The 17,877-nt window shown below is 70.5% G+C and carries 11 protein-coding genes; 4 read left to right on the forward strand and 7 right to left on the reverse strand.

The annotated features are described in order from the left end of the window. Positions 1–15: 15 nt before the first annotated feature. From WG922_RS08315 to WG922_RS08335, 5 genes are all read right to left on the reverse strand, one after another. Entirely contained in the window at positions 16–1,158 is a 1,143-nt protein-coding gene (locus WG922_RS08315) for a PilT/PilU family type 4a pilus ATPase (RefSeq protein ID WP_340281994.1), read from the reverse strand. Positions 1,159–1,229: 71 nt separating this feature from the next. Further along, on the reverse strand, positions 1,230–2,054 hold the full coding sequence (gene dapD / locus WG922_RS08320) for a 2,3,4,5-tetrahydropyridine-2,6-dicarboxylate N-succinyltransferase (RefSeq protein ID WP_340281995.1): 825 nt from the start codon (positions 2,052–2,054) through the stop codon (positions 1,230–1,232). Then, positions 2,051–3,244 (reverse strand): succinyldiaminopimelate transaminase, encoded by a 1,194-nt coding sequence (dapC, locus tag WG922_RS08325; RefSeq protein WP_340281996.1) that lies wholly within the window; start codon positions 3,242–3,244, stop codon positions 2,051–2,053. The genes dapD and dapC overlap by 4 nt, the downstream gene beginning before the upstream one ends. Before the next feature lie 93 nt (positions 3,245–3,337). Further along, positions 3,338–4,372 (reverse strand): hypothetical protein, encoded by a 1,035-nt coding sequence (locus WG922_RS08330; protein ID WP_340281997.1) that lies wholly within the window; start codon positions 4,370–4,372, stop codon positions 3,338–3,340. Positions 4,373–4,393: 21 nt separating this feature from the next. Continuing rightward, positions 4,394–5,368, reverse strand: a complete 975-nt coding sequence (locus tag WG922_RS08335) for a hypothetical protein (RefSeq protein ID WP_340281998.1) — start codon at positions 5,366–5,368, stop codon at positions 4,394–4,396. A 227-nt stretch (positions 5,369–5,595) separates the two neighbouring features. Here WG922_RS08335 and smc point away from each other — a divergent pair, with 227 nt between their 5' ends. The 4 genes from smc to WG922_RS08355 all read left to right on the forward strand — a co-directional run bounded on the left by smc (position 5,596) and on the right by WG922_RS08355 (position 12,781). Beyond that, positions 5,596–9,111 (forward strand): chromosome segregation protein SMC, encoded by a 3,516-nt coding sequence (gene smc, locus WG922_RS08340; RefSeq protein WP_340281999.1) that lies wholly within the window; start codon positions 5,596–5,598, stop codon positions 9,109–9,111. A 19-nt stretch (positions 9,112–9,130) separates the two neighbouring features. Next, a complete protein-coding gene (locus WG922_RS08345; protein ID WP_340282000.1) occupies positions 9,131–10,198 on the forward strand; it encodes a cell division protein FtsZ in 1,068 nt (355 codons plus the stop codon). 58 nt (positions 10,199–10,256) lie between these two features. Next, entirely contained in the window at positions 10,257–12,368 is a 2,112-nt protein-coding gene (ligA, locus tag WG922_RS08350) for an NAD-dependent DNA ligase LigA (protein WP_340282001.1), read from the forward strand. A 146-nt stretch (positions 12,369–12,514) separates the two neighbouring features. Beyond that, positions 12,515–12,781: a KGG domain-containing protein gene (locus tag WG922_RS08355; protein ID WP_340282003.1), complete on the forward strand. Its 267-nt coding sequence runs from the start codon at positions 12,515–12,517 to the stop codon at positions 12,779–12,781. 193 nt (positions 12,782–12,974) lie between these two features. Here the strand turns inward: WG922_RS08355 and WG922_RS08360 are convergent, their stop codons facing one another. Together WG922_RS08360 and WG922_RS08365 are read right to left on the reverse strand one after the other, a co-directional pair. Next, a complete protein-coding gene (locus WG922_RS08360) occupies positions 12,975–15,386 on the reverse strand; it encodes a hybrid sensor histidine kinase/response regulator (RefSeq protein WP_340282005.1) in 2,412 nt (803 codons plus the stop codon). 95 nt (positions 15,387–15,481) lie between these two features. Beyond that, complete coding sequence (locus WG922_RS08365) at positions 15,482–17,806, reverse strand: ATP-dependent DNA helicase (RefSeq protein ID WP_340282007.1); 2,325 nt, start codon at positions 17,804–17,806, stop codon at positions 15,482–15,484. Positions 17,807–17,877 lie beyond the last annotated feature (71 nt).

Raw genomic sequence — 17,877 nt, forward strand, 5'->3', positions numbered from 1 at the left:
TGCGTTCAGCGGGCGTCAGTGCTTCACGTCGAAGGTGATGTCGGTGAAGGACGGCTCGTCGTCGTCGTCATGCGTCGGGGCGGCCTCGGGGCGCGTCGCGAACGTGTTCTCCAGCCGCCACAGCAGGTTGTTGGGCGAATCGGCGTGCGCCATGCCTTCCTTGCGATCGACGATGCCGTCGGTGACCAGGCGCGCGATGTCCTGCTCGAAGGTTTGCGACCCTTCGGCCATGGCCTTGTCCATCGCCTCGCGCACGTCGGAGAAGGCGCCTTTCTCGATGAGCTCGGACACGAGCTGCGTGTTCAGCATCACCTCGACCGCGGGCGTGCGGCTGCCGTGCACGGTGCGCAGCAGGCGCTGCGACACGATGGCGCGAAGGGCTGCGGCCAGGTCGCCGAGCATCGTGGGCCGCACCTCCACGGGATAGAACGACAGGATGCGATTCAACGCCTGGTAGCTGTTGTTCGCGTGCATGGTGGCCAGGCACAGGTGGCCGGTCTGGGCGTAGGCAATGGCGGCCGACATGGTTTCGCGGTCGCGGATCTCGCCGATCAGGATGACGTCGGGCGCCTGGCGCAACGCGTTCTTGAGCGCCACCTGCAGCGACTCGGTGTCGGTTCCGACCTCGCGCTGGTTGACCACGCAGCGCTTGTTGCGAAACACGTATTCGACCGGCTCCTCGATGGTGAGGATGTGGCCGGTGGCGCGCTCGTTGCGCCAGTCGAGCATGGAAGCCAGGGTGGTGCTCTTGCCGGCACCCGTGGAGCCCACCATCAGGAGCAGGCCGCGCTTTTCCATGACCAGTTCGCCCAGCACCATGGGCAGGTTGAGGCTGTCCAGCGGCGGGATGTCGGGCGGGATGTGGCGGATGACGACGGCGACGGTGCCGCGCTGGCGCATGGCCGAGACGCGGAAGCTGCCGACGCCCTCGATGGTGTGGCCGAGGTTCAGCTCCCCGGTGCGATCGAGTTCGGCCATGCGCTCGGGCGCCAGCACCTCGGCGAGCAGCGCGCGGGGCGCGTCGGGTGGAAGGGGCTGCGCATTGATCGGCACGCACTGGCCGTTGATGCGCACCTGCGCCGGGGCGTGCGCCGACAGGTAGGCGTCGGAAGCCTTCTTTTCGGCCATCAGGCGGAGGATGCGTTCCATGGTGCTCATGCCGTGCCCTTCGTGCCCTGGTGTCCTGTCGCGCGTGCCTGTGCGTGCCTGTGGTGCGTGACGCCGACCGCTCAGTCGCGCAGCAGGTCGTTCAGGCTGGTCTTGGCGCGCGTCTGCGCATCGACCCGCTTGACGACGATCGCAGCGTACAGGCTGTACTTTCCGCCGTCCTTGGGCAGGCTGCCGGAGATCACCACCGAGCCCGCCGGCACCCGGCCGTAGCTCACCTCGCCGGTGGCGCGGTCGTAGATGGGCGTGCTCTGGCCGATGTACACGCCCATGGAGATCACCGAGTTCTCCTCGACGATCACACCTTCGACGATCTCGGAGCGCGCGCCGATGAAGCAGTTGTCCTCGATGATGGTCGGGTTGGCCTGCAGCGGCTCCAGCACGCCGCCGAGGCCGACGCCGCCGGAGAGGTGCACGTTCTTGCCCACCTGGGCGCAGGAGCCGACGGTGGCCCAGGTATCGACCATCGTGCCCTCATCGACGTAAGCGCCGATGTTGACGTAGCTGGGCATGAGGATGGCGCCGCGCGCGATGAAGCTGCCACGGCGGGCCACGGCGGGTGGCACCACGCGCACGCCGGTAGCGGCCATTTCCTCGGCCGACAGGTGGGCGAACTTGGTCTGCACCTTGTCGTAGAAGCCGAGGTCGCCGGCCTTCATGATCTCGTTGTCGGCCAGGCGGAACGAAAGCAGCACGGCTTTCTTGATCCACTGGTGGACTGTCCAGCGGCCCACGCCTTCGCGCGTCGCGACGCGCAGCTCGCCCTTGTTCAACTGGGAGATGACGTGCTCGACGGCTTCGGCGACCTCGGCGGGGTGCGACTTGGGCGAGAGGGCTGCGCGGTTCTCCCACGCGTTGTCGATGGTCTGCTGGAGCTGCTGGGTCATGGCTTGGATCGGGATTGGACGAACTGGACGATGCGTTGCGCGGCTTCGGCGCACTCGGCGGTGTCGGCGACCAGGGCCATGCGGATGCGGCCCCAGCCTGGATTGGTGCCGGCACTCTCGCGCGCGAGGTAGCTGCCGGGCAACACCGTCACATTGTATTGAGCGAACAGGTCACGGGCGAAGGCCTCGTCGTCGCCGCCGGGCACCGCGGCCCAGAGGTAGAAGCTCGCGTCGGGCAGGCGCAGGTCGAGCACCGAGGCGAGCACGGGGGTGACCTCGGCGAACTTGCGCCGGTACAGGCTGCGGTTGTCGCTCACGTGGGCCTCGTCGCTCCAGGCGGCGATGCTGGCGGCCTGGACCACCGGGCTCATGGCGCCGCCGTGGTAGGTGCGATAGAGCAGGAACTGCTTGAGCAGTGCCGCGTCACCGGCGACGAAGCCGGAGCGCAGGCCCGGCACGTTGCTGCGCTTGGACAGGCTGGTGAAGGCCACCAGCCGCTCGAAGCCCCGGCCCAGTCTCGCGGCCGCCTCAAGGCCCCCCAGCGGCGGCTCGTCGCGGAAGTAGATTTCGCTGTAGCACTCGTCCGAGGCGATCACGAAGCCGTGGCGGTCGGACAGCGCGAACAGCTTGCGCCATTCCTCCAGCGGCATCACGGCGCCGGTGGGATTGCCGGGCGAGCAGACGAACACCAGCTGCGTGCGCGCCCAGACCTCGGCCGGCACGCTGTCCCAGTCGATGGCGAAGTTGCGTGCCGGATCGCTCGGCGCATACCAGGGCGTGGCGCCGGCCAGCAGGGCCGCGCCTTCGTAGATCTGGTAGAACGGATTGGGGCAGACCACCACGGCGTCGCGCGTGGCGTCCACCACCGTCTGCGCGAACGCGAACAGGGCTTCGCGCGAGCCGTTCACCGGAAGCACCTGGGTCGATGCGTCCACCTGCAGGCCATAGCGCCGCTGCAGCCAGCCCGCGCAGGCGGCCCGCAGCGCGGGCTCGCCGGCCGTGGCCGGGTACACGGCCAGGCCGGGCAGGGCGCCCATCAGCGCCTGCTGGATGAAGGGTGGGGTCGGGTGCTTGGGCTCGCCGATGCCCAGGCTGATGGGCCGCAGCTCCGGGTTGGGCGTGATGCCCGCGAAGAGTTTCCGCAGCCGCTCGAACGGATAGGGCTGCAGTTTCGCGAGGAGGGGATTCATGGCCGCAATTATCGGGGCGGCCGGCGTCCGCCGTCGCCAGCGCTCCCGGTGCGCGCGCGGGGGCGCTCTCGGGGGCGCTCTCTCGTGGGGCTTCTACTGAGAGCGCATGGGCAACTCCGATTCGCCGCCGGGGTGCACCTCACGCAGCAGTGCTGCTTCGGCGGCTTCGCCGAGCATGGGCCGCAGGACGCGCACGCATCGGTTCTGCAGCAGCAAGTCCAAGCGCTGGGGAGGCGGGGCGATGCTGTCGTAGTCGTACGCGGAGGGCTTCCGGGCGGCGTGCCACTTCGAGGGGGCGCAGGCCAGCGCTTCCAGATCGACCACCGCGAACGCGGCCTGGTGCAGGCGCACCCCGGCGTGGTGTGCCTGCGGGCTGCGGTCGAATTCGGCGAAGTCGTCGGGGCCGAGGAGGTGCAGCGGACGGCTGTCGCCGCGCGGTGCGCGCCAGGCGTGCAGCGCGTCCATCACCGGGTTGCGCTGGAGGTTGTTGCCGTCCAGCAGCAGCCCGAGCTGGCGCGCCGCCGCGAGCAGCACCACGCTGTGATGCGCGGTGTACACGTCGCCACCCTGGTCCGGTGCCAGGATGCCGTGCAGGATCAGTTGTGCGGGTCCCCGGCGATCCACCGCTGCGGCAAAGTCCGCTGCGGTGTGGGGCGCGGGGCTCGCCGCCGGCCCCACCCGCAGGAGCATGCCCCGCAGCAGGCCCGGAATGGGCGGGCGCGTGAGCACGCCTTCGTCGATGAGGTGCTGCAGGGCCCGTTCGTGCGCGACGCCGGCGTCGTGCACGCAGTTGGCGGTTGCCTGGAATCTGAACGCCGCGATGCCCGCGCGTCCCGCGGGCGTGCCCTCCAGAGCCGCCAGCGTGGCTCGCGACACATAGCCACGACGGGCTCCGCCGGCGGTAGGGGTGACGATCTGCCGCCCCCGCAGCGACGTGGGAGCCGGCACGGTGGGCCCGGCCATCCGCAGCCGCAGGGCCGACCCGGCCCTGGCGGGCTGCCCGGCCGTGATATGGGGTGCGGCCGCGAGGACCGCTTGCGCGGGGCCTGGCCGCAGGAGTCCCACGAGAGAAGGACGGGGCGGATGGCGCAGCACGTGCATCGGCGCGCGGGGTGGGAGTGGGGGCATACCGGGCACCTCGATGGGAAGTCAGCGGCTTGCGGCCCGTGCCGCGGCGCGCTGTGCATTGGCGGCTGCCAGGCTGGCGTGCAGCTGCGCTCGCCGACTGCGCAAGGTCGAGGCGGGAGCCGGCTGGAGCTGCAGCTGCAGCCCGGACGGGCCACTTTCAGCCGGCTCGGCGGGCAGGTCGGGGAATGGCTGCTGCGTCGGCACGACAGTGCGGACCTGGCCATCTCGCGCCTGCATTGCCTCCGTCAACGCGCAGGCAATGGCCGCACGCATGACGGGCGCTTGCTGGCGCAGTCCGGTCGCCTGCGGCTGCCAACCTTGGTAGATCTGTGCCGCGCGATCGATGATCTTGTCGCGCGACGTGCCGTGGGTCTGCATCAGGCGCAGCGTCTGCAAGCGCGAATCGTTCGGGGGCAGCCCGAACTGCGGCTCCGCCAGGGTGGAGGCGAGCGATGCCCGCAGCGCGACGCCGGAGGCGGGCAGTGGCCGCTGCCAGGACGGCGCACGTTCAAGCGCACGCCGCTGCACCGCTTCGCGTCTGCGCCGCGTCTCGTCAGCTGCGGCGCGCTCGAACTGTCGCTGCGCGTTGACCGATGCCGGGACGGTGCGCGGATGCCTGGCGAAAAGGGATCGGCAGGCTCGCACGGCATCGGCGCTGGAGGCGCCTGCGATCACCGCAAGCTCCTCGGGTGACGGCTCGATCCGCTGCGCCTTGAGGTAGGCGCTCAGCCCGATCAGGACTTCCTTGCCGGCCAGTGGCATCGCATGTCGCGCAGCGCGGGCGAACTCGAAGCGGCCCACGACGGGCATCTTCGCGAACCAGGCCTTGAAGGACGTCCAACGGCTTGGGGCGGCATACGGCTTCATGACCATCACTTGGCCGTGAGCACTTGGGCTCAGGTAGAACGCCTGGCGCCCATGCGCGCTGGAGAGGAACGGCGTGCTGGACGGCTGCGGAGTTCGCGAGGCGGCGGGGTGGTGCGCGGGACCGATCATGGAGAGTCCTTTCTGAACCGAGGCGCCTGTGTGTGGCGCCCTGCGACCCATCCGTTCCCTCCAACTCAACAGTTGGCAGTCATGGAGCTGACTCCAAGCGCTGGCGGCCGTTACCTGCCGTTGCAGGGGTGGTTCCGGAAGGGCGGCAGAGCCGGTCGGGTAACATCCGGTCGCCCTTGGCGGGCCTGCTGCCTGCGCCGCCGCCCCCGACCCGACCACTTCGTCCCGTGCGCCTTACCTCGATCAAGCTCTCCGGGTTCAAGTCTTTCGCCGAACCCACCAATTTCATGCTGCCCGGCCAGCTGGTGGGCGTGGTGGGCCCCAACGGCTGCGGCAAGTCCAACATCATGGACGCCGTGCGCTGGGTGCTCGGCGAGTCCAAGGCCAGCGAACTGCGCGGCGAATCCATGCAGGACGTGATCTTCAACGGCACGACGCACCGCAAGCCGGCGTCGCGCGCCTCGGTCGAGCTGGTGTTCGACAACGCCGACCACCGTGCGGGCGGGCAGTGGTCGCAGTTCGCCGAGATCGCGGTCAAGCGCGTGCTCACGCGCGACGGCACCAGCAGCTACTACATCAACAACCAGCCGGTGCGCCGGCGCGACGTGCAGGACGTGTTCCTGGGCACCGGTCTCGGCCCGCGCGCCTACGCCATCATCGGGCAGGGCACGATCAGCCGGATCATCGAATCCAAGCCCGAGGAACTGCGCCTGTTCCTCGAGGAAGCCGCCGGGGTGTCCAAGTACAAGGAGCGGCGCCGGGAGACGGAGAACCGGCTGTCCGACACCCGCGAGAACCTCACCCGGGTCGAAGACATCCTGCGCGAGCTCAATGCCAACCTCGACAAGCTGGAAAAGCAGGCAGAGGTCGCGCAGCGCTATCACGGCCTGCAGTCGGACGCCACGCTCAAGCAGCACCAGCTGTGGTTCCTCAAGCGCGCGGAGAGCGAAGCCGACCAGGCGCGCATCAAGGCCGACGCCGACCGCGCGGTGGTCGATCTCGACGCCCGCACCGCCGACCTGCGCCACGTCGAGAGCGAACTCGAAACCGTGCGCCAGGCCCACTACGCCGCCGGCGACCAGGTCAACCGCGCGCAGGGGCAGCTCTACGAGGCCAGCGCGGAAGTCGGCAAGCTGGAGGCCGAGATCCGTTTCGTGATCGAAGGGCGGCAGCGCGCCGAACAGCGCCTGGTGCAGCTCAAGGAGCAGGCCGGCCAATGGGCCGCACGGCGCGACGATGCGTCGGCCGAGCTGGAGAACCTCGCAGGGTTGGGCGTGGAGGCCGAGGAGCAGGCCGCATTGCTGGCCGCGCAGGTCGAAGAGCAGTCGCTGCGCCTGCCCGAGCTCGAAGACGCCCTGCGCCAGGCCCAGGCACGCGCCAACGAGCAGCGTGTGAGCGTCTCCCAGGTGCAGCAGCAGATCCAGGTGCTCGCCGCCGACCAGCGCAACATCGAGGAGCAGTCGCGCCAGCTCAACGCCCGCCGCGATCGCCTGGTGGCGGACCGCAATGCACTGGCCGCGCCCGACGAGGCGCGGCTCGCCGGCGTGTCCCAGCAGCTCGAAGCGCTGCGGGAGGCTGGCGAAGCGGCCGACGCGCGCCTGCACGACCTGCAGGAGCAGGTGCCGCAGCTCGACGATGCGCGGCGCCAGCAGCAGTCCGAGGTCAACCGCCAGGCCGCGCGCCAGGCCGACCTCTCGGCGCGCCTGGAAGCGCTCAAGGCGCTCCAGGAGAAGGTGCGCACCGACGGGAAGCTGCGGCCCTGGCTGGCGAGGCACGGCCTGGACGGGCTGCAGGGGCTGTGGAGCCGCATCCACGTCGAGCAGGGTTGGGAGCAGGCTCTGGAAGCCGCCCTGCGCGAGCGCCTGTCGTCCCTGGAGGTGTCGCGCCTGGAGATGCTGCGCGCCTTCGCCAACGATCCGCCGCCGGCGCGGCTGGCCTTCTACACGGCGCCCGCAGCCGCCGCGCCCGAAGCGTCCGGCGCGCTGCCGCGGCTGTCCGACCTGCTGCGCCTGAACGACGCCGGCCAGAAGGCGCTGCTGGCCGACTGGCTGCACGGCTGCTACACCGCCGCCAGCTTCGAGGAGGCGCTGGCCGCACGCGCTGGCCTGCGGCCGGGCGAAGTCGTCTACGTGCGTGACGGCCACGCCGTCAGCGCCCACAGCGTGAGCTTCTACGCCCAGGATTCCGAGCAATCCGGACTGCTTGCGCGACAGCAGGAGATCGAGAACCTCGAGAAAGAGCTGCGCGCGCAGGGCCTGATCACCGAGGAAGCGCGCGCGGCGCTGGTGCGCGCCGAGGCGGCCTACGCGGACGCCTCGCAGCGGCTGGTGTCGGTGCGGCGCGAAGCCATCGAGGCGCAGGCCCGCGTTCACGAACTGCAGGTCGAGCACCTGCGGCTGGCGCAGCTCGCCGAGCAGGCCCGCGCCCGCAGCGACCAGATCGCGGGCGACCTTTCCGAAATCGATGCGCTGCTGGAGTCGCTCCAGGAGCGCCGCGTGACGGCCGAAGCGCGCTTCGAGGAACTCGACATGCAGCTGGCCGACAGCCAGGAGCGGCACGCGCAGCTGGACGAACGCGTGATGGAGGCCGAGCGCCGGCTCGCGGAATCGCGCGAGCAGCAGCGCGGCCTGGAGCGGCAGGCGCAAGAGGCGCAGTTTTCCCAGCGCGCGCTGGAGGCACGCCGTGCCGAGCTGCAGCGCACCATCGACACCGCGACCCAGCAGACCGCATCGCTCGCCGGCGAGGAGCAGCGTGCGCACGACGAGCTTGCGCGGCTGTCCGACGCGGCGGCGCAGGGCGGGCTGCAGGACGCCCTGGCGCTCAAGATGGAGCGCGAGCAGGCGCTGGGTGCGCGCCGCAGCGAGTACGACGACCTCACTGCCAAGCTGCGCGCGAGCGACGAGCGCCGCCTCGCGCTCGAGCGCGCGCTCGATCCGCTGCGCCAGCGCATCACCGAGTTGCAACTCAAGGAGCAGGCGGCGCGGCTGGGGCTGGAGCAATACAGCCAGCTGCTCGCGGACGCCCAGGCCGACCTGGAGGCGGTGGCGCAGTCGGTGCAGGCGGGCGGCGTGCGCCTGGCCGGACTTCAGGGCGAGATCGATCGGCTGCACCGCGAGATCGCCGCGCTGGGCGCCGTGAACCTGGCGGCCCTGGAGGAGCTCAGCACTGCGCGCGAGCGCAAGCAGTTCCTCGATGCGCAGTCGGCCGATTTGAACGAAGCCATCACCACGCTGGAAGACGCCATCCGCAAGATCGACGGCGAGACGCGCGAGCTGCTCGGCGGCACCTTCCAGGTGGTCAACGAGCATTTCAGCCGCATGTTCCCCGAGCTGTTCGGGGGCGGCAACGCGAGGCTGGTGATGACGGGCGACGAGATCCTGGACGCCGGCGTGCAGGTCATGGCCCAGCCGCCCGGCAAGAAGAACCAGACCATCCACCTGCTCTCGGGCGGCGAGAAGGCGCTCACCGCCATTGCGCTGGTGTTTGCCATCTTCCAGCTCAATCCAGCGCCGTTCTGCCTGCTCGACGAGGTCGATGCGCCGCTGGACGATGCCAACACGGAACGCTACGCCAAGCTGGTGTCGAGCATGAGCCGCGGAACGCAGTTCCTGTTCATCAGCCACAACAAGATCGCCATGGAAATGGCCGAACAGCTGATCGGCGTGACCATGCAGGAGCAGGGCGTCTCGCGCATCGTGGCGGTTGATATGGAATCCGCCGTCTCGATGGCGGAGGCCGTCTGAACGCCATCGGAGGACACCTATGAGCAGCAGCCTGACCATCGGCCTGGCCATGCTGGGGGGCGGGACCCTGGCCGCGCTGGTCGCCTGGAACGCATGGACCACGCGCCGCAACACGCCTCGCCAGCCGGAGCACGACACCGTGCCGCTGGAGCGCATGGAGGGCGACGCGTCCCCAATGCCCCCGACCGACCCGGACGGTCGCGTCGATCCGGTGTTTGGCGACTCTTCCATCGGTCTGGTGGGGGTCGTTCCTGCGCCCGAGCGCAAGCCCGGGCTGGACGCGCTGATCGACGTGATCGCCCCGATCGGGCTGGACTCGGTCGCCTCGGGCGAAGCCGCACTGGCGGCGCTGCCGCCCACCCGCCGCACGGGCAGCAAGCCGTTCGCGGTGGAGGGCCTCAACGAGGTCACCGGCCAATGGGAGCCGCCCCAGCCGGGGCAGCGCTACACCGCGTTCCAGGCCGGCGTGCAACTTGCCAACCGCAGCGGCGCGCTCAACGAGATCGAATATTCCGAATTCGTCATGAAGACGCAGGCCTTTGCCGATGCGGTGGGAGGCATGCCCGATTTTCCCGAGATGCGTCACGAGGTCGCCCGCGCCCGTGAGCTCGACCAGTTCGCCAGCGGCCATGACGCCCAGCTGAGCCTCACCTTGCGGGCGCGCCAGGCCGCCTGGAGCCCCGGCTACGTGCAGCAGCATGCCGCACGCCTCGGTTTCGTGGCCGGCGCGATCCCCGGGCGCATGGTGCTGCCGGCCAGCCAGCCGGGAGGACAGCCGGTGCTGGTGCTGTCCTTCGACACCCAGGCCGCCCTGGCCGAGGACCCCACCCAGGCGGCCCTGCGCGACCTGATCCTCAGCGTCGATGTGCCCCAGGTGCCGCGCAGCGAGCAGCCGTTCGTGCGCATGCGCGAGGCGGCCGCCGCGCTCGGGCAGTCCATGGACGGTGTGCTCACCGACGACCGCGGCCATCTGATCGGCTCGGAAACCCTGGACGCCATCGGCGCCGACCTGGAGTCGCTGTACGACACGCTCGACGCGCGCGACCTCTCGGCCGGCTCGGCGCAGGCACGCCGCCTCTTCAGCTGAGGACGCGCCGGCGTACCCTGCACGGGCCGCCCGCATGCGGCTGACCTCCCCGACCACGATGCACCCTCCCCAGGACGCGACCCCACCCGCTGCCCCGGCGGCTCCCAGTGTCGAGCTTGCCGAGCGCGCGGGGCGGCTGCGCGAGCAGCTGCACCACCACGCGCACCGCTACTACGTGCTCGATGCGCCGGAGATCCCCGACGTGGAGTACGACCGGCTGTTCCAGGAACTGCAGGCACTGGAGGAAGCCCACCCGCAGCTTCGCGCGCCCGATTCGCCCACCCAGCGCGTGGGCGGCCGGCCGCTCGATGCCTTTGCCAAGGTGCGCCACCGCGTGCCCATGCTGTCGATCCGCACCGAAACGGACATCGAGGCAAGCGGGGCGCGCAGTTTCGATGCCCGGGTGCGCCGTGAGCTCGGCCTCGGCGACGCCGATCCGCCCATCGACTACGTCGCCGAGCTGAAATTCGACGGCCTCGCGATCAACCTGCGCTATGAACATGGCCTGCTGGTGCAGGCCGCGACCCGGGGAGACGGCGAGGTGGGCGAGGACGTCACCCAGAACATCCGCACCGTCGGCCAGATCCCGCTGCGCCTGCGAGGCAGCGCGCCCCCCGTGCTGGAGGTGCGGGGCGAGGTGTACATGCGACGCGACGACTTCGAGCGCATGAACGAGCAGCAGCGCGAGAAGATCGCCCGCGGCGTGCGCAACGAGAAGACCTTCGTCAACCCGCGCAACGCCGCTGCCGGCGCGGTGCGCCAGCTCGACCCCCAGGTCACGCGACAGCGGCCGCTGTCGTTCTTCGCCTACGGCTGGGGCGAAATCACGCCGGCCGAACACGGCGGCCCCGACTTCCCGACGCACTACGCAGCGCTGCAGGCACTGCGCGGCTGGGGGCTGCCGGTCTCCGAACGCACGGCGCGCGCCCGCGGCGCCGAGGATCTCGTGGCCTACCACCAGGCGGTCGGCCGCGAACGCGACCAGCTCCCCTTCGACATCGACGGCGTGGTCTACAAGGTCGATAACCTGGCGCTGCAGCGCAGGCTGGGTTTCGTCACGCGCGAGCCGCGCTGGGCCGTGGCGCACAAGTTTCCGGCGCAGGAGCAGGTGACCACGGTGGAGTCGATCGACGTGTTCGTCGGGCGCACCGGCAAGCTCACGCCGGTGGCGCGGCTCGCGCCGGTCTTCGTCGGCGGCGTCACGGTCACGAACGCCACGCTGCACAACGAGGACGAGGCGCGGCGCAAGGACGTGCGGGTGGGCGACGCCGTCATCGTGCGGCGCGCAGGCGACGTCATCCCCGAGGTGGTGGGCGTGGTGCCGGAGCGCCGGCAGCACGATGCGCCGCGCTTCACCATGCCGTCGCATTGCCCGGTGTGCGGCAGCGAGGCGGTGCGCGAGGAGGGCGAAGTCGATCACCGCTGCAGCGGCGGCCTGTTCTGTGCTGCGCAGCGCAAGCAGGCCTTGCTGCACTTCGCGCAGCGACGTGCCATGGACATCGAAGGGCTGGGCGAGAAGCTGATCGACCAGCTCGTCGATGCAGAGGTCATCCGCGTCCTACCCGATCTGTATCGGCTCGGCCTGGGCAAGCTGCTCGCGCTGGAACGCATGGGCGAGAAGAGCGCGCAGAACCTGCTGGCAGGGCTGGAGCGGTCCAAGGCCACCACCTTGCCGCGCTTTCTGTTCGCGCTGGGCATACGCCACGTCGGCGAGGCCACCGCGCGCGATCTGGCCCGCCATTTCGGCACGCTGGATGCCGTGATGGATGCGGGCGTCGAGCAGTTGCTCGAGGTGCCGGACGTGGGGCCGGTGGTCGCCGAAAGCATCCACACCTTCTTCGCGCAAGCGCACAACCGAGAGGTGGTGGAGCAGCTGCGCGCCTGTGGCCTGCAGTGGCCCGAAGCGGCACCGGCAGCGAAGGCTCCGCAGCCGCTGGCGGGAATCACCGTGGTGCTCACGGGCACACTGCCTACGCTGTCGCGCGACGAGGCCAAGTCGCTGCTCGAGGCGGCCGGAGCCAAAGTGGCTGGCTCGGTCAGCAAGAAGACCGGTTATGTGGTCGCGGGCGAGGAGGCCGGCGGCAAACTTGACAGGGCCCGGGAGCTGGGTGTTCCCGTGCTGGACGAAGCGGGCCTGCGCGCGCTGCTGGAGCGCGGCTTCAACGGATGAGCTGCGTCGGACGTCGGCGGATACCCTGTCGGACGAAGGACTCAACTGTGTAGGACGGCGCCCAATTTTTCCCGTTTGGAGCCCCGAGGGGCTGATGACTCTTCAGAATGCGAAGCCTCATCCATGTCCAACCAAAGGGAGAAGCTATGGACAACACCAGCGCCAGCAACACCAACGTGACCGCCGAGAACACCGCCGCGGAGGCCCTGATCGCTGCGCCCGCGCGGGCCAAGCGTGGCTTCGCGGTCCTGAGCCCCGAGAAGAAACGCGAGATCGCGAGCATGGGTGGCAAGGCGGCGCATGAGCACGGCCGCGCCCACCGATTCACCAGCGAGGAAGCTCGCGCCGCCGGCAAGAAGCGCCATCAGATGCGCGTCGCTGCGGCCCAGAACGCCGAGCGCTCCTCTTCCTGATCCTTCGGCGCACTGGCCGGGCAGCAGCAGCGCTCGGCCGGCCGATGCGCCATGGGCAGGAAGCCCGGGGGCGGCCTGCGCGCTGCCTCACCTCCAGCCCGCGGCGCCCGCCGTAGTCGCGCCGTTCCCGAACCCCCATTGCACCAGCGCCTGCCTCCGAGCCACCGCATCGGCCCTGGCCGTCCCGCGGCCTTCACAGGCCGGCGCGCAGCCCGTCCAGGAGCCGCTCGACATCGGCGATTTCCGCTGGCTTGGTGAGGTGGTGGTCGAACCCCGCATCGCGTGCCCGCGCGAGATCGTCCGGCGCACCCCAGCCCGTCAGCGCCACCAGCACCGGCCGGCTTGCGCCCGGATGCTGCTGCCCCAGGGTGCGGGCGACCTGGTAGCCGTCCATGCCGGGCATGCCGATGTCCAGGAACACCACCTGCGGGCCGAACTCGCGTGCGAGCGCGAGGGCCTGCTGTCCATCGTGGGCCACACGCGCGACGTGGCCGTCCATCTGCAGGATGGTCGCCAGGCTCTCCGCCGCATCCTCGTTGTCATCGACCACCAGCACGTTCAGCCCGCCTGTCCCAGCCCGGGAGGCGCCCTCGTCGGCAGCGGCCGATGCCGCCTCGTCCGCCGCGAGCGGAAGCCGCAGCGTAAAGGTGCTGCCGCGGCCAGGCCCGGGACTCTCGGCTTCGATGCGGCCGCCGTGCAGGTCCACCAGGGACTGCACCAGTGCCAGGCCGATGCCCAGCCCCCCCGGCGCATGCAAGCTCTCGCGGCCGAACTGCGTGAACATCTGGAACACCCGCGTGAGATCCTGTTCGGGGATGCCGATGCCGTCGTCGTGCACCGACAGCACCACCTGACGCCCCTCCACGTGGGCATGCAGCCGGATATGGCCTCCGTCGGGGGTGTACTTGGCGGCGTTGGAGAGCAGGTTGAAGAGCACCTGTGCGATGCGCGTGGGGTCCACATCGAGCCAGACGCTCTCTGCGGGCAGGTCCATTACAAGGGTGTGGCGGGCCGCGTCCAGCAGCGGCTGCGCGGTCTCCACGGCGCTGTGTACCAACTGCCGCAGCGTGGAGCGGGTGCGCTTGAGTTCGACTTTGCCGGTGCTCACCCGGGCGATGTCCAGCAGATCGTCGATCAGCCGGACCATGTGCCCGAGCTGGCGGTCCATCATGTCCCAGGTCCGCAGCCGCGCCGCGTCGTCCCGCGCGCGCCGCAGAAGGTGCAGCCCGTTGCGCAGCGGCGCGAGCGGGTTGCGCAACTCGTGTGCCAGGGTGGCCAGGAACTCGGTCTTGCGCCGGTTCGTCTCCGCTAGCTCGTCGGCCAGGCGCCTGAGCACCTCCTCGGCCTGCACCCGTTCCGTGACCTCGCTCGCAATGAGCGCAACCCGGCGCGCCCGCGGCTCGCCTACGCGGGTGATGCTCACGTCGAACCACCGCGGCACGCCGGGCAGGTGGTGCAGCAGCCGCTGCGGCTGCCCGGTCGTGGCGACCTGCCCGTACACCTCCAGCCAGTGCGGATCGATCGTTCGCCCCAGAGCGCTCATGCGCCGGCCCGTGACGTCGCGCAAACCGGTGTGGCGGGTGTAGGTGGGGTTGGCCTCGAGGTAGAGGTAATCGACGGCGCGCTCCTGTTCGTCGAACAGGATCTCGATCACGCAGAAGCCTTCCTCCATGGAGTCGAAGAGCGTGCGGTAGCGTTCCTCGCTTGCACGCAGTCGCTCTGCCGCCGCTTCTGCCGCCTCGCGCCGGGCCTGCTCGCGGACTGCCAGCTCGCGGGCAGCGGCCGCTTCGCGCTGGGCCGTGACGTCGTGCATCGAGACCACCGCCCCGAGCTGGCGGCCGGTGCGGGCGTCGTACAGCGGCTGGCCGCTCGCCCACAGCACATGGCAACGGCCATCGGCGCCATCCACCGAAATCTCGGCGTTGCGCACCCGCTCGCCGGCGAGCGCGCGGGCCAGCGGAATCTCTTCGGGTGGCAGGGGGCCGCTGCCGTCAGGCCGCATCAGCCCGTAGCGCTGCGGCCACTCCTGCCGCGGCATGTCCGAGGGCGCCAGGCCGTGCAGTTCGCGCGTGGCGCGGTTGAACAGCGTCAGCCGCCCCTCCGCGTCGCAGGCCACGATGCCGTCCTCCACGGCGTCCAGTACGGCGGCCAGGAAGGCGCGCTCGTTCACCGCGCTGCGCTCGGCCTCGCGCAGCTCCTCGCGGCTTCGGTGCAGCGCGATGAAGAAGGCGACCTTGCCCTTGAGCACGCGCGGCTGCAGCGGCTTGGTGAGGAAATCGACCGCGCCCAGGGCATACGCGTCCTCGATGTCGGCGTCGGGTGGCTCGGTGGCAGTGACGAACAGGATGGGCGTGTTGCGCGAGCGTACCCGGGAGCGGATCAGCCTCGCTGCCTCGATCCCGTCCATGTCCGGCATGCGCAGGTCCATCAGGATGGCCGCGAAGTCCTCGTCCAGCGTGCGGGCCAGCGCTTCCGCGCCCGAGCGGGCAGGCACCAGCTCGGCGTCGAGTTCCTGCAGCACCGCCTGGAGGGCGAGCAGGTTGCCCGGCTGGTCATCGACGATCAATACGCGGGCCGGCGAATTCGCTGCGGTGTGGGAAAGCATGGCGGGCTGCGTTGTTCGCCGCGAGTGTAGTGGGCGGCATTCGATGGGGGCGCGATGGTGGCTGCCGGCGCTCGCTTCGGCGGATGTGCGCCGGTTCAGCCCCGTTCCACCTGCCACCACCGCGGCAGCAGTGCGCGCACCTCGGCGCGGGCGAAGCGATCGTCGATGAGCCAGAGTACGCCGCGGTCGTCGCGGCTGCGGATCACGCGGCCCGCCGCCTGCACCACACGGCGGATGCCGGGAAATAGATAGGCGTAGTCGAAGCCGGCGCCGAACGCCTGCTGCATCCGCTCGCGCAGCAGTTCGTTGACCGGGTTGACCTGCGGCAGGCCGAGCGTGGCGACGAAGGCGCCGACCAGCCGATCGCCCGGAAGGTCGATGCCCTCTCCGAAGCTGCCGCCCAGCACGGCGAAGCCGACGCCCTGGCCGCCCGCCACGAAGCGGTCGATGAACGACTGCCGCTCGTGCTCGCTCATGCCGGCCGACTGCTCCCAGTGCGGCACGTCGGGGTGTTCCGCTGCCAGGCACCGGGCCACGCGGTGCTGGAAGTCGTAGCTGCTGAAGAACGCGAGGTAGTTGCCCGGACGGGCACGCCACTGGCTGGCAACGAGCGCAGCGATCGGCGCTACCGAGCGCTCGCGGTCGGCCCATCGGGTCGAGATGCGCGGCGCGATGCGTACGGCAAGCTGCTGCGCCTCGAACGGCGATTCCACCTCGACGACAGCCGCGTCGGCCGGCAGCCCGAGGCTGTCGAGGTAGAAACGCTGGGGATGGAGCGTTGCCGAGAACAGCACAACCGCGTGCGCGGCGGCGAAGCGTGGTGCGAGGTGGGGCGCCGGAACCAGGTTGCGGATGGTCGCCACGCAGCTCGGGCGCCGGCCTGCACTGTGCACCGTGAGCTCGAATGCCGAGTGCGCACCGAAACTGTCGGCCAGGCGCGTGAAGGCGAGGGCGTCGAAATAGAAGTCCTGCAGCTGCGGCAACGGCACGTCGCCAGCCTCGGCCAGGTGGTCGGCAACCGCGCCGGCGGCCTGCTGCAGCGCGGCCACGAAGCGGCCCGGGAGCTCGTCGTGCACTGCGTAGGCGGTCTGCTGCTCGCGACGCAAGGTGCTCCAGCTGCGGGCAAGCCGCTCGAAGGCCGGGCGCAGCGCCGCGGGAGCGGTGCGGCGCAGGTCCGCGAAAGCCGCCTCGTCGAGTTCGGCGCTGTACATCTGGCGGCCGCGCTCGACCAGGTTGTGCGCCTCATCGACCAGGACCGCACAGCGCCAGTCCTGCTCCAGCGCGGCTGCATGCAGCAGGGCGCTCGTGTCGAAAAAGTAGTTGTAGTCGGCCACAACCACGTCTGCCCAGCGGACCAGTTCCTGGGAGAGCCAGTAGGGGCAGATGGCGTGGGCCAGCGCCGCATCGCGCAGCGCCTGCCGCGGCAGCGTGCGCAGCGACAGGGCCTCGGCCCGGGCTTGGGGCAGCCGGTCGTAGAAGCCGCGCGCGAGGGGACACGATTCGCCGTGGCAGGCCTTGTCCGGATGCTCGCAGGCCTTGCTGCGGGCGGTGAGCTCCAGCACGCGCAGCGGCACGCCGGCGGCACCGGAGCACCCCAGCCGCTGCAGCGCGTCCAGCGCCAGCTGGCGGCCGGGCGTCTTGGCTGCCAGGAAGAAGACCTTGTCCAGCCGCTCTGCGGGCGCTGCCTTCAGGGCCGGGAAGAGCGTTCCCACTGTCTTGCCGATGCCGGTCGGCGCCTGTGCGAGCAGGCAGCGGCCCGAGCGCATGCTGCGCCACACGGCCTCGGCCAGCGTGCGTTGCCCCGGGCGGAATTCGGCGTGCGGAAAGCGCAGCGCACCGAGCGCATCGTCGCGCGCGCGGCGATGCGCGGCTTCCAGCAGCGCCCAGTCGAGGAAGCGGTGGCATTGGCCTTCGAAGTAGGTGCGCAGGTCGCCGGCGTCATGCACTTCCTCGAACACCGTTTCGCGCTCGGTTTCCAGGTCGAGATAGACCAGCGCGAGGCGCAGCGTCTCGAATCCGCGCGCCTGGCACAGCAGGGCGCCGTAGACCTTGAGCTGGGCCCAGTGCAGGTGCCGGTGGTGGGCGGGCTGGCGCGCGAGGTCGCCGCGATGGGTCTTGATCTCTTCGAGTCGACCGGCGGCCGGATCGAAACCGTCGGCGCGGCCACGCACGGTGAGCGGTCCGATGCTCGCCTGCAGGCTGATCTCGCACTCGTAGCCGGCGCCCCGCCGGCCCACCACGAGCTGGTGCCCGGCGATGCCCTGCTGCGCGGTGGGAGCGGGCGTGAAGCGCAGGTCCAGGTCGCCGTGGCGGGCAGTGAACTCGCACAGGGTGCGGACGGCAACGGTGTAGGAGGGTGCGGGCGCGGCGATGGGGTCGGCGCCGGGTTCGGCAGCAGAAGTCGGGGCGGGCGCGTGCATGGCAAGACGGGGGCGGTGGCGTTTCTAGCACATGCCCGCTGAGGGCGACCTTGGCTCGAGATCCGCATCGC

It is taken from the genome of Ramlibacter sp. AN1015 (assembly GCF_037726105.1).
Lineage (GTDB): Bacteria > Pseudomonadota > Gammaproteobacteria > Burkholderiales > Burkholderiaceae_C > Ramlibacter.

Excerpts from the sequence above, each read along its gene's own strand:
- WG922_RS08315 (WP_340281994.1), bottom strand. The coding sequence starts at position 1,158 with ATGAGCACCATGGAACGCATCCTCCGCCTGATGGCCGAAAAGAAGGCT.
- WG922_RS08365 (WP_340282007.1), bottom strand. The coding sequence starts at position 17,806 with ATGCACGCGCCCGCCCCGACTTCTGCTGCCGAACCCGGCGCCGACCCC.
- ligA (WP_340282001.1), top strand. The coding sequence starts at position 10,257 with ATGCACCCTCCCCAGGACGCGACCCCACCCGCTGCCCCGGCGGCTCCC.
- WG922_RS08360 (WP_340282005.1), bottom strand. The coding sequence starts at position 15,386 with ATGCTTTCCCACACCGCAGCGAATTCGCCGGCCCGCGTATTGATCGTC.
- WG922_RS08345 (WP_340282000.1), top strand. The coding sequence starts at position 9,131 with ATGAGCAGCAGCCTGACCATCGGCCTGGCCATGCTGGGGGGCGGGACC.
- WG922_RS08355 (WP_340282003.1), top strand. The coding sequence starts at position 12,515 with ATGGACAACACCAGCGCCAGCAACACCAACGTGACCGCCGAGAACACC.
- dapC (WP_340281996.1), bottom strand. The coding sequence starts at position 3,244 with ATGAATCCCCTCCTCGCGAAACTGCAGCCCTATCCGTTCGAGCGGCTG.
- WG922_RS08330 (WP_340281997.1), bottom strand. The coding sequence starts at position 4,372 with ATGCCCCCACTCCCACCCCGCGCGCCGATGCACGTGCTGCGCCATCCG.
- dapD (WP_340281995.1), bottom strand. The coding sequence starts at position 2,054 with ATGACCCAGCAGCTCCAGCAGACCATCGACAACGCGTGGGAGAACCGC.
- WG922_RS08335 (WP_340281998.1), bottom strand. The coding sequence starts at position 5,368 with ATGATCGGTCCCGCGCACCACCCCGCCGCCTCGCGAACTCCGCAGCCG.